We start from the raw sequence: 12,361 nt of genomic DNA on the forward strand, positions 1-12,361 counted from the left end.
GCGGCCCCGGCGCCGACCGTCACCATCGTGGATGACACTAACAACGATCAACTGCTGAGCAAGGGCGAGATTGGTGATAACCAGGTGCAGGTGAAGGCCGAGGTCAATCACACCGAGCTGACCGCGGGTGGCAAAGTGAGTCTGACCATCAGCAATGGCGATGTCACCAGCACCGTCGAGCTGAAGCTGGTGAGCGGGGTGCTGCAGCTGGCCAATGGCCAGCCGGCGACTGGCTTTACCTATGACAACGGCACCATCAGCTGGACCGAGACTACCCCGGCGGATGGCAAGTCACTGAGTGTGAGTGCCACTCAGACAGACAAGGCGGGCAACGAATCCCTGCCTGGCAGTGACACAGCTCTTGTTCTGGCTGCCCCTACTACCTCGGGTGGTTATGCCCATGGAGAAGAAGATATGCCGCTTACTTTGAAGTGGAGCGACTTCAAGGTAAGCGATGCTGATACACCTGCGACGCAGTTATCGATCAAGATCACCTCGCTGCCGGCAGATGGGAAGTTGCTGTTCGATGGCGATGTCGTGACACAGACGCAGCTGGATGCCGGGCTGACCATCAACCAGGCCGATATCGTTGCCGGCAAGCTGCAGTTCCTTCCTGATCCGCATGAGGCGAGCGGGTCGGCGGGCAGTGCTGCAAACACCGGTGCGGACGGTAACAAGCAGGGGGATTATGCGTCGTTCGGCTATCAGGTGAGCGACGGGGTAAACAACAGCGGTAATGCGACCTTTGTGGTTGACGTCAAGCCGGTGGTCGACGGCGTGACGCTGAAGGTTGAGCTGGTGAGTGGCGGGTTTGTGCCGGGCGCGGTGAAGGTCGAGCAGATTGTGTCCGGCCTGAATGGCAAGACGCCTTCTACGTCGCCGACTGGCGGAGATGATTATCTGGTTTCCAAGGATGGCAGCTGGGTCTTGGGCGGCGGCGGCAACGACACCATCAAGTACGGCAGTGGCACCGACTTCCAGGCAAAGGGCGAGGCTGGCGACGATACATTGATCGGTGGTGCGAGTGTCAATGACCATCTGATCGGTGGTGACGGGGACGACATCCTGATCGGCGGCAAGGATACGGCATCCTCGGTCAAACTGGAGGGCGATGCGGGCAACGATACGCTGATTGCGCAAAGCCTGAAGGCGACCACGGCCTATTACGGTGGGGACGGGAAAGACGTGGCCTATGTCCCTGGCTCAATGAAGGATTTCCAGCTGGTGATGGGCGGTTCGCCAAATCCATTTGATTATCGACTGATTTATACAGGTACTAATGATGGGCCCAACAAACCCGTCCATGATTTTTACAGTGTTGAGACTCTTTACCTGCAAGATGGCAAGTATGAGTTCAAGGATGGCAAGCTGACTAAGGTGGCGGATCTGGCGACCTTGAAGGTTGATGTTGACCTGAAAGATACCGATGGCAGCGAGCGCTTCACCGATCTGACCATTACCGGCCTGCCGACAGGTGCCGTGGTGCAAGGCGGCATCCCGCAGGCCGACGGCAGCTGGAAGGTGCCGGCCAGCATGCTGGATAAAGACGGGAAAGTGTCGCTGCAGGTGGAGTTGCCTGTCGATAGCCAGAATATCAAGGTGACCGTGGTGGCAGGCTCGCAAGAGTATGACATGAATGGTCAGCCGATAGTCGATGAAGTGAAATATACCGAAGCGGATGCTGGTTTTATGGTCAAGCCCACCACTAATCCGAATGGGGACAATGGTACGTCAGACAAGCCTGTTGAAGGGGGCCGTGGTGATGATGTGTTGCTGGGGGATATTGGTGGTATCAAGACCTCGGTTGAACCGGGTAAAAACTACAATATTGCACTCATTGTCGATACATCGGGCAGTATGCGTTATGACCTTGCTGGTAATCAAAATGCTACACAGGAATGGGATAGAAGCTGGTCTCAGACTCCTGAGCAATATGCAGCGTCCCGGATGAAATTGACGATTGATGCACTCAAGGTGTTAGCGACGCAATTAGCTGACCATGATGGTACCGTTAATATCACTCTGATTGGTTTTAATGAGACTGCTGCTGACGCTCTACCTTTCAATAACTTGAGTGCAGCCAATCTGTCTGATTTGATTAGCAAAATTAATTTGTTGAGCGCAGATGGTGGAACTAACTACGAGGATGCCTTTATCGAGGCAACCGCGTGGTTCAATACCCAGCCTGGTAGTGAGACAGATCTGAAATTCGAAAACCTGACCTACTTCTTGACTGACGGTGATCCCACTGTGCACAACGGTGACTCCTCGTCCGGTGGTACTACTGATGATGCAGACATGCGGAAGGCCATCGATGCCTTTACATCACTGTCGGGATTGAGCGGGGTCAAGGCGATTGGCATTGGTGCCGGCGTGACGGTGGAGAACCTGAAGTATTTCGACAATACCCAAGTGGCCGGCCCGGGGAGTCAGTATAGTCAGTCAGAAATACTAAATGACTTCTCGAATAGTAACGGTGTGTGGAAAGCGAATAGCTGGGTTAAATCTGGCGATAGTTCCGGCACTGTTGTGAGAGACAACGGTAAGATTGAGTTGACTGATAAAGACTATAACGGTGCGTCGATCTTTACCAGTGGAGCACTGGCAGTCGAAGCGGGTAATGGCATCCGCTTTGATTTGTCTACAGATAGCAATTTTTCTTCCGGTGACAGTTTCTCGGTGCAATTACAGCGCAAGGATGGCTTGAGATGGGTCGATGTCGGAAGCGCCGTGAGTGCGACCGGTACCATTAACAGTGGTCCTCTGGCTGCTGGCGATTATCGCTATGTCTTTACATTAAGCGATATAGATGATGGTCTGAGTTGGGATCGGGATCGGGGTTGGTATTGGGATAACACGTCGGCCACGTTGGTGATTGATAACCTCGCTAAGGTGACGAACTATCCGCTGGTTGGCCAACCCGACATCATCACCACGGCAGACCAGCTTAAGGCCGTGTTGGTTGGCGGTTCGACCACCAATACACTTGCTGAAGTGGGGGCTGATGTACTACACGGTGGCACGGGTAACGATATCCTGTTCGGGGATGCCATCAACACCGACCACCTGCCCTGGGGAAGTGCGGGTAATCCTGCCAAACCGGCAGACTGGGTCGATGGTAAGGGACTGGATGGTCTGACCCAGTTCCTGACCTTGAAAAACGGCTATGCGCCCAGCTCCCTTGAGCTTTACGAGTACATCAAGGGGAATGCCAAGTCATTTGATGTGGCGGGTGATACCCGAGGGGGGAGCGATAAACTGCACGGTGGTCTTGGGGACGATATCCTCTTCGGGCAGGGTGGTGACGATGAGCTCTATGGTGAAGATGGCAACGATATCCTTTATGGCGGCACTGGCAGTGACAAACTGTATGGTGGTTTGGGTAACGACATTCTGACCGGTGGCGAAGGTAAAGATTCCTTCGTATGGAATCAGGGGGATGCCAGTGTCAGCAATCCTGCCGTTGATGTCATTACTGATTTTAACAAGACGGCCAATAATGCTGTCGATGGGGACCAGAAGGATGTCATTGACTTGAGCGATTTGCTCGATGCACATAGCAGCAAGAGTGTGGCATCCCTTAAAGAGCTACTCTCCATTTTTGAAGATAACGGCAAGGTTCGTTTGGAAGTGAGAGATGACACAAGTGATCATAAATTGATGCAAACAATAGTGTTGGAAGGTCACTCTTTTGCCTCACTGACAGGAAATGCATATACGGCTCAGAGCCAGGCCAGTCAGGTTATCGACTATATGTTGCAAAACCACTTGCTCGACATCGACAAGTAAGCCCTCTTCGGGGCAATAAAAAAGCGGCAGAGCAATCTGCCGCTTTTTTTATCTTTGCAGGGAAGCGAAATCAGTTGCCGAGGGTGGCGAACAGGCTCTGCTCCAGGGAGCCGCGGGAGACGCAGACCGGCTTGATGGACGGGGCCGGTACGCGCTCGCCCGAGGATTCAACGAAGAACAACTCGGTGTTGCCCTTGACGTTGACGGTCGCCACGCTGCTGTTGCCGCTCTGGGTGATGATCAGGTTGATCTGCAGGTTCGGGTTGCCAAGTGCAACTTTGGAACCCATGGTGCCGCAGTCCAGCCACTCCAGCCCATCGGCTGACTGGTTGACGTTGGCGGTCATCAAGCCGGAACCTCGCTGGCTGTTCTCGATAGTTAGACCGTGATCGGTGAACCACTTCTCGGCGCGCGCCCACACCAGATCCACCGGGATCGCCATCTCCTGAGTGTTGTTGGTTGCCTTGGCAATCGGCGGGTTGTAGCGATACTCCTCACCACCGTTATTGTCACCCGCACAACCAACCAGCAGCAGCGCCAATGCGCTCCCCATTATCTTTTTCATCTTGTCTCTCTCGTCCATATCACCAGGCCATTGGCCAACCGGCGCCTATTATCGCCGGAGCGACAACCTCTGTCAGCAAGCATCCTGAATCGGGTGTCATGGGGGGAATATCGGGGTGCTTTACAAAATGGGTTTGCTATCATAGATTTGCTCGAAATTCCTCCATAAGCGCCCCTGTGACCAACATGCTCACCCCGGATCTGCTGCAGCAGATCATCGACCAATTGCCAATGAGTATCTTCTGTCGGGATAAGCATGGGCGTTATCTGTTCGTCAATCGCGAGTTTGCCAGTGAGGCCCATCTGGGCTCGCCTGCCGAGGTGGTGGGCAAGAGTGATGCGCAAATGCCCTGGGGCGATGTCTTTCGCGGTGAGGATGATCAGCTGCTGGCGGGAGGTGTGCCGTTGCTTCATCAGCAACTGCATTGCAACCGGGGCGGCGATACCTGCTGGATGGAGGTGCACAAGATCCCGCTTTACACGGCGCAAGGGGAAGCGTGCGCAGTGTTCGGGGTGGTCAACGAGATTGCCCAGCGCAAGAGCCTGGAACAGACCGTCAAAAAGCAGCAGTTGTTGCAGCGTTTTCTGCTCGATGCCATTCCTGACCTGATCCGTTTCGATGATCACAACGGGGTATTGCTGGAGTGCAATCAGGCGTTTCTCGACTTTATCGGTCAGGCGTCGGAGGAGGTGCTGGGTCAGCAGCTGCCGTTCCGGCTGGCCGCGCCGCAGGGGATGGGTCACGGCGAGTGTTGTCTGCTGGATGCCAGCGGGCAGGGGCGACACATGGAGATCACCCGGGTCGATGTGCCCGATGGTGACGGCCACTCCCTCGGGATCCTGACGCTGGGGCGCGACATCACCGGTCTGCGTACCACTCAGGCGCAGTTACAGCAGGAGCAGCACTACGACAGTCTGACCGGGCTGCTCAAGCTTTCCCGTTTCTTGCAGACCAGCCGTCATCTGGGGGGGCGCAGCGCCACGCTGGTGCTGGTCGATCTGCACCATTTTCGCGAGATCAACGATCGCTTCGGGATCCGGATTGCCGACCGCCTGCTCAGCCAGGTGGCCAAGCGGTTGCAGCAGTTGGTGCCGCCGCGAGCCCTGCTCTGTCGGGTCGCAGCCGACGACTTCAGCCTGCTGCTGCCAGACTTCAACGAGCCGCTGCAGGAGTGGAGCCAGCATCTGCAGCAGCAGTTGATGGAGCACTATCAGGTAGAAGATCATCGCATCCAGATCCCGGTTTTTCTGGGGTTGGCCCAGGGGCGGGCAAGCGATGCCGAGCGGTTGCTCAGCCATGCCGAGGCTGCGCTGGCGCAAGGCAAGCGGCAGCAGCAGTACTGCACCCTGTTTGATCCCGAGTTGCATGCCCGCCTCAAGCGGCGTCAGCTGATCGCCGCCCAGTTACCGCTTGCCATCAAGTCCGCCCAGCTGGTTGCCGTCTATCAGCCGATCATCTGTACCCGCACTCACCGCCTGCACGGCGCCGAGCTGCTCTGTCGCTGGCCTCATCCAGAGCTGGGGATGATCTCCCCCGATGAGTTCATTCCGTTGGCGGAAGAGATGGGTATCATCGGTCAGCTTGGCCAGCTGATGCTGGAGCAGGGGTGTGCCCAGCTGGCGCAGTGGCAAACCGTGCAGCCAGATATGGTGCTCTCCATCAACCTGTCGCCGCTGCAGTTCCGTGATCCGGCGCTCTGTGAGCGGGTCTCTGCCTGCATCGCTCGCCATGGGCTCAAAGCCAGTCAGCTGGAGTTGGAGATCACCGAAGGGGTGTTGATGGAGAATGCAGACGAGATTGAGACTAACCTCGACAACCTGATCGCCGCCGGTTTTCAGCTGGCCATCGATGACTTTGGTACCGGTTACTGCTCGCTGGCCTATCTGCCGCGTTTGCAGGTAGCGACCCTCAAGCTGGATCGCAGCTTCACCCAGGGGCTCGCCAGCAATACCGCAACCACCGCCATCGTGCGTTCGGTCATCGGGTTGGGCCACGAGCTGGGGATCCGGATCACCGCCGAAGGGGTGGAGACGCCGGAGCAGCAGCAGTGGCTGACCGAGGCGGGGTGTGATCGGCTCCAGGGTTATCTGTTCAGCCGGCCTCTGCCGCCGGCGGAGTTCGCTGCCAGCTATCTGGCGTGAGACATCGCCAGCAACAGCAAGGCCACCTCTCGGTGGCCTTGCTGTTTTACGATGGAGGCAGGATCAATCCTGGAAGTAGGTGCCCCAGCCATCGTAATCCACCCCGTATTTTTCCAGGATGGGCAGCATCTTGGCGATATCGGCGACGATCGCTTCGACATTCAGCTTGCACTCGATGGTGGCATCGAAGCAGAAGATGGTGGCGCCGTCATCCAGCTCCATCTCTTCGGCATCGGTCACTTCAAAACCGGCCTTGAACAGGTCAACCGCTGCTTTTTCCAGACGGTCGAAATCCTGGCAGGCGAAGTGGTGCTCGATGTCGTAATCCACATCGGGATTGCTGCCATCGGCCAGCAGTTCGTTGACGATCTCGGTGGTCTCATCACGCCACCCTTGCATATTCAGACTCATGTTGCCTCCAGGCGGTATCATTGCGGCAAAGCATACTCGCAGAGTGGATTTGGCTCAATGCGGCGGACCCACAGAGTCTCGAATTTCCATGATATTGGCACTGCCGGTAGGGTGTGCGGTAGCCAGCAGGTGCGGGAAACGGGACCGGAATGGCGAATAAATGGTCGCCGCGTTCAGTTGTTGAGCGAACGCGCTTTTTATCGTGCCATCATGGTTGACACTCTGCGCTGGAAAGGGTTTAATGCGCGACGTTGCCCAGATAGCTCAGTCGGTAGAGCAGGGGATTGAAAATCCCCATGACAGTTTCAATACCACAGCTCTGGACAGCACACCCTACAAGGCTTCGCTTTCAATGCGAGGCCTTTTTGTTATGCGTCTCTGGTCAATCTCTGGCAAGGTTGCTCACCGAGCACGGGATTAATAATCCCCGCTTCCTGCTCTGCTGCTTCATCTGACAACAGATAGCAAAATACGCACGCCCCCTCCCCTGCAATGACCCCCGCCTCCTTCGAACAACGCGTGCTCTCCCAGTCAACACTTGCGTGATACCGGTTGTATCGTGAGCCGAATCCCCAACATTATCGGCTCATTATGTGAGCCAAATATGTATCCACTTCGGCTCGTATGCGACGTTGCATTGAGAAAATCAAGGTGCTGAATAGGATGCTGGACGGCGGCGAGAACGGTTTTTTGCAGGGCATCAACGCCAGCCAGTATCAAAAAATGGCCAAGGTCAGTAAAGCCAACGCGACCCACCATCTGGCCGACTTGTTAGAGAAAGGCGGCCTTGAAAAAATGCCGGGGGGCGGTAGAAATACCCGTTATCAGATCAAATGACGCCATCAGAATTGTAATTTTGGTCAATGTCCCTTATGGAGGAGCTTATTTAGAAATCATGTCCTCACGAAAAGGACCCTATCGAATCCTTTCAAGCTCAGAGTAAACTAGATGAAGAATCTGTTTTACTTGCAAATCGGCAACCAATAGCAAGAACTGCGGGGGTCTCGTAACGCCGTCTGCAAGTACCTTCGGCGATGCACTTTTTGACTGGTGAGTTCGGATTCGTTTGGTTTAAGATAGCCATCCAGTGCCTATTGCTGTGATAGGTAACTCCCTTTGCTGGTCTCAAGTAAGAAAACAACAAAAAAATAACATAATGGAGTGGTTATGAAGAAGAATGTTTTGGCAGTTATGGTGATTTTTGGAATGTGTTCAACTGCAGCTTTGGCGGAGAGTGCAAATGTTAAGGATGCTTTGTTCTATGCATACAAAACAAATGTAACTCAACCCAAGCTGGACGATGATTCATTTATTCGTGACGTAACCTACTTTACGGATGAAGACAGCTACAACAAGGCCTATAGCGACGAATTTGTTTTTGAAGAGAATTTGGAGAAGTTTAGAGAACTAGCGAGAACAACTATAGAAAAGTTCGACACTGACAAAATATACGATATGTATACAGAATTCAATTTGAGCAAGTACGACTTTAAGGATGGCGTATACAGACTGTATGATCACCCTCAACGGCAGGGAACATTTATTGGCGTATCCCCAATGATGCTCGATGCATCTTATAGCCTCGACGGGTTTTCTAGGAACATGAATAACCCGGCCATCCCGAACATCACCAAGATTAAGTTTATTAACGGTAGCGATATCCTCCCACTTAAAATGACCAAGGATAAGGCGAAGGCGCTCAAGAGCCGTAATATAAATAGCTTTTTCACAAAGGTAAGTTACAAGTTGATTGGCACGAATGCTGTAGATACGGTGTATGCCCAAATAACAAAAGTCGAGTATTTCGGCGACAACCGAAGCAATTCCAAAAAGATTGCTGAGCAGGTTTTTGATCCAGTCCCAATGAAGTTGGTAGAGGCAAAACCAAGCGGGGAATATAAAGTCAACTTCAAGATTACTTTCGCCGATCAGACGCTGGCAGAAGAGGAACAGCTGGTTGGACTAGGGAATAGCGGTGATGTCTTCGCGTATCCTCGGCCTGATGTTTACAAAGTTTCTGCCAAATCAAAAGTGAACCCTGATGCTGCAGCTGTATCCACAACTGAATACGTCCAGCCATTGATGACCGTGGTGAAGAATGAATATGGCAAAGCCGAATTCCTTTCAATATTTAAAATGAAAGTTGTTGACCGGACTCGGTATCAGGTTGGTCCATTGGCTGGGGCTACGGGCTTGGCTGCAGCTAATGATACAAATGCTCCGGATATTAACAAGGACTTCTACGAAATTGCCGCTGGCGGGCCATTGATTGATGGTAAGTGGGAAGGGTCTGGCGTGGCCGTCAAGGACTCCAAAGTTTATAACAACCTGAAATACACGATCACGGTGACCCAGGTGGATTAATCCAGAGTCATCAGAGCTGCAAGGTGTGGGATGGGAGTAACCTGAACCTACATCGGGAAAACTGGGACACCCACCTTTTGGTGTGCTGCTAGGTAGCGACCCGCTCAGAAAGGTGGGTGTCCTAATTTTATTAGGCCTGCAATGGGGTGTTATATTTATATTTTTTTGAACCGTATGGCCATTACTGGGGTTTGCTTTTCTAGGGTTTCGTCATCAATGATTTTCAGTGCTTCCTCACCTGCTTTGCTTTTGAAAACCAAGTAACTCACTTCACCACTTTTACGAACAGATATTTCATCGAATTCTGTGCGTTGGCCATTTGATTCAGTATAGTCTGACCCGATGATGAGTTGACCATTGCTGCCCCCCATCATCTGAATTGCCATCTTGTTAATCGCATCATTTCCCGCATCCATACTAATCTCGTAGGTTCCCTCAAAGCCATTGCCTCCACATGCTGTCAGCATGGTAGAAAACATCACTATTGCGGTCAATTTAGTCAATTTCATTATTCCCCCTTAATTTATTGAAATTCTCATGCAAAAGTTAATAACTTATAATGTTGTGGTTTCGTTAGGGCTCTCTGCAGAGAGCCTGGTTATTATATACAGACATATTGGTTTATTTCTACTATAAATAACTGTTCGGGTGCCCCTATATTTTCCTCCTAGTCCCACGAAACTGTAGTAGTCTCATTATCCCGGACACCATTTAAGGTGAATGAATTACAGACATTTGCCACGAACTGGCTGTGGACATATAACCATGAACGGCCCAATATAGCGCCGGGTGGCTACATGCCAAAGCAGCTCCCAGCGCAGGCCGCATGGCCACTACTTTTGAGCGCCCCTAAAAATGGGGAGAATACCGGGTGATGATCACCTCACTGTTGAAGACATCAACAAGATTGTTACAACCGCTTTACCTGGTCATGCTGACCTTGCTTGGGCATCTTTCCCCTGTCAGGATCTATCCCTTGCTGGAAATGGTGCGGGTCTTAGTCTCAAATCCATCAGTTCCCCGCGAACGAAGAAGGCCGCCCATCGGGCGGCCTTCATTTTTATCGCTGGCAGAAAGCTAATTCACAACGGCTTTTCAAAGAGCCACAAGATGAAAAATGATACCGAACCGATGATGGCCGGGAGATAAATCATCCACCTGACAAACCTGAAGGTGTAAATCAGATAAGCGATCAAACTCAGTATCTTATAGACTACAAAAGCCGCGATGACAGTGTAGACAGCTTCCACCGACAAGATGAGAACAGTGTTCAGGTTCTCATACGGGGTAATTTGAAAGTATTCGAGTGTCCTGTAGATCTCCCGACCCCAGTCATAAGGAGTTGTGAACAACCCAACGAAACCGGACACCATGAAGTAGTAAAATCCAACGCTGTAATTCAGCGGGAACTGATACGTCCCCCACTGCGACAAGAACATCCAGAAGAAATACCCCAAAAGATAGAGGATGCCGCAACTAAAAACAAACAACGCCCCTTGCGCAAATGGAGAATTGGGATCCACTACCACAACCCTCTGACCACCATAATAACTCATACACAACCCCCTTTGAAAATAGATACAGAATAGAGACTTATTGTTTATTTTAAGGAAAGTGCGAGCAAGTGGGCCGCACCTTTATCACGAACTCCTTGTCCACATTTGAAATGCCCATAACTCCAAAAAACTGACTTTTTACCGCAAGTATTGGGCTATTAAGCGCCATTTAGCCTCATTTCAGAGGCTTATCTCGATTTTTGGGCACAACTATCCCATGCCCGTATCATCTGGTCCACGCGAAACAGATTCGCCAGCGTAAACAACATCGCCAGTTGGTTGTCGTTCTTGCGCAGCCCCTTGAACCGCGCTGAATCGCCCCCAGTTTCCCAGACACCTCACGGCCTTAAAATGAGGAAACTATTGAGCGAGTTTCTCGCTTTCCCCTATGACAGTTTATTGATGTCATTCAGGAAATGCTTTAATGATGAAAGTCGATTACATAACATTTGATAGTCCTCTCTACCAACATCAAGCATAGAATATGACTCACTTTTTGAAAAATAAGCAGGATATCTGAGATTATTATGAAGGTGGTTATATTTTGTATTAACCAACACATACTCACCCAACTGCTTCGACACTTGTTCTTGAATTATAGGATCTGAACTTATAACTTTAATGAGAAAATCTATTGCAGAATCTAAGGAATGATTTCTGTTCTCATCTCTAAAATATTTGACGTCTGCGTTTACCAAACTAAATATTTTTGCTCTTATATACTTCTCCATAGACTGGATAATGAAATAGCATGCCTGTCTATAGCAATCAACCTGCGATAGTTTCTCTGCTGCGATCTCATCCGAACGGGCTAGAGCTAAATATTCTTGTGAAACGTTAACTTGCCGCCTAAAAGCCCCAACCTTCATAATTAAACACTCGAAGATAAAACGTATCAACCAATATAACTCTCACATCCAAACGAAGAAATAAAAATTCATAAAAAAAGCTAGATCGCTCACAAAGATAATTCATCCTACTTCCACTATTGGCTCTAGTGGTTTTGAACCCCTAGCGTTGAGCTCTAGGGGTTACTTATTCAAGATATCTGTAGAGAAACTTTAGCTAGTCGTTTCTTCGCTTTCACACATTGGAACAATTTCCGACAGGCTCTTAACTCTTCAGGGTGCCGCTTCGGATAGCTCATGATGGCAGGGATTAGCTCCGGGATTGTGCGCACAATCAATCGCCCTAACTGCACCTTCTCCGTGCGAGTTGCCAGCCGCTGTTTGAGTTTGTATGCGTAGAATCGGTCTCCAATACGGACATCATCCAACTCAGCACCAAATATAGATCTCAATGCACGATTAATCCTCTCCTCAAATGAATTCAAATCGAACTTTTCACGATGATCACGACTTACGAGCTCATTGACATGATAAACGTTTGTTTTATTGACAATCAGGTTTAATAAATTAATCATGTTTATCTCCTTTCAAGATACGAGTAGTGGTTCCCCATACCTGATCAACAATATCTTCATTCACCTATCAACGCAGTGCTCATGTTGTCATCGTCAGTTATAATCTACGACT

10 protein-coding genes and 1 tRNA gene are annotated in these 12,361 nt (G+C 51.0%); 5 read left to right on the forward strand and 6 right to left on the reverse strand.

Annotated elements, in window-relative coordinates; translation table 11 throughout:
• Positions 1-27: 27 nt before the first annotated feature.
• Complete coding sequence (locus BN1115_RS19465; RefSeq protein WP_208597771.1) at positions 28-3,789, forward strand: type I secretion C-terminal target domain-containing protein; 3,762 nt, start codon at positions 28-30, stop codon at positions 3,787-3,789.
• Between the two features lie 70 nt (positions 3,790-3,859).
• Here the strand turns inward: BN1115_RS19465 and BN1115_RS19470 are convergent, their stop codons facing one another.
• The gene (locus BN1115_RS19470) at positions 3,860-4,354 is read right to left on the reverse strand and encodes a hypothetical protein (RefSeq protein ID WP_042060865.1); all 495 of its coding nucleotides are present in this window, start codon (positions 4,352-4,354) and stop codon (positions 3,860-3,862) included.
• A 185-nt stretch (positions 4,355-4,539) separates the two neighbouring features.
• On the opposite strand from BN1115_RS19470, the gene BN1115_RS19475 reads away from it, so the two are divergent.
• Positions 4,540-6,495 (forward strand): sensor domain-containing protein, encoded by a 1,956-nt coding sequence (locus BN1115_RS19475; RefSeq protein ID WP_042658528.1) that lies wholly within the window; start codon positions 4,540-4,542, stop codon positions 6,493-6,495.
• Between the two features lie 63 nt (positions 6,496-6,558).
• Here BN1115_RS19475 and rraB read toward each other — a convergent pair whose 3' ends face one another.
• Positions 6,559-6,894 (reverse strand): ribonuclease E inhibitor RraB, encoded by a 336-nt coding sequence (gene rraB / locus BN1115_RS19480; protein WP_042658529.1) that lies wholly within the window; start codon positions 6,892-6,894, stop codon positions 6,559-6,561.
• A gap of 265 nt (positions 6,895-7,159) precedes the next feature.
• Between rraB and BN1115_RS19485 the strand changes: the two genes are divergently transcribed.
• From BN1115_RS19485 to BN1115_RS19490, 3 genes are all read left to right on the forward strand, one after another.
• Positions 7,160-7,232, forward strand: a tRNA-Phe gene (locus BN1115_RS19485).
• Between the two features lie 337 nt (positions 7,233-7,569).
• On the forward strand, positions 7,570-7,743 hold the full coding sequence (locus BN1115_RS22010; RefSeq protein ID WP_244152302.1) for a hypothetical protein: 174 nt from the start codon (positions 7,570-7,572) through the stop codon (positions 7,741-7,743).
• A 330-nt stretch (positions 7,744-8,073) separates the two neighbouring features.
• Positions 8,074-9,270 carry a DUF4852 domain-containing protein gene (locus tag BN1115_RS19490; protein ID WP_042658467.1) on the forward strand — a complete coding sequence of 399 codons (1,197 nt, stop codon included), beginning with the start codon at positions 8,074-8,076 and terminating at the stop codon, positions 9,268-9,270.
• A 155-nt stretch (positions 9,271-9,425) separates the two neighbouring features.
• Here the strand turns inward: BN1115_RS19490 and BN1115_RS19495 are convergent, their stop codons facing one another.
• The 4 genes from BN1115_RS19495 to BN1115_RS19505 form a co-directional block, all read right to left on the reverse strand.
• Positions 9,426-9,779 carry a hypothetical protein gene (locus tag BN1115_RS19495; RefSeq protein ID WP_042658468.1) on the reverse strand — a complete coding sequence of 118 codons (354 nt, stop codon included), beginning with the start codon at positions 9,777-9,779 and terminating at the stop codon, positions 9,426-9,428.
• 573 nt (positions 9,780-10,352) lie between these two features.
• The gene (locus BN1115_RS22600; RefSeq protein ID WP_042658469.1) at positions 10,353-10,826 is read right to left on the reverse strand and encodes a hypothetical protein; all 474 of its coding nucleotides are present in this window, start codon (positions 10,824-10,826) and stop codon (positions 10,353-10,355) included.
• A 386-nt stretch (positions 10,827-11,212) separates the two neighbouring features.
• Positions 11,213-11,695: a HEPN domain-containing protein gene (locus BN1115_RS22995; RefSeq protein ID WP_082034906.1), complete on the reverse strand. Its 483-nt coding sequence runs from the start codon at positions 11,693-11,695 to the stop codon at positions 11,213-11,215.
• 170 nt (positions 11,696-11,865) lie between these two features.
• On the reverse strand, positions 11,866-12,249 hold the full coding sequence (locus BN1115_RS19505) for a hypothetical protein (RefSeq protein WP_042658470.1): 384 nt from the start codon (positions 12,247-12,249) through the stop codon (positions 11,866-11,868).
• Positions 12,250-12,361 lie beyond the last annotated feature (112 nt).

Source organism: Aeromonas allosaccharophila (assembly GCF_000819685.1).
GTDB classification, from domain to species: domain Bacteria; phylum Pseudomonadota; class Gammaproteobacteria; order Enterobacterales; family Aeromonadaceae; genus Aeromonas; species Aeromonas allosaccharophila.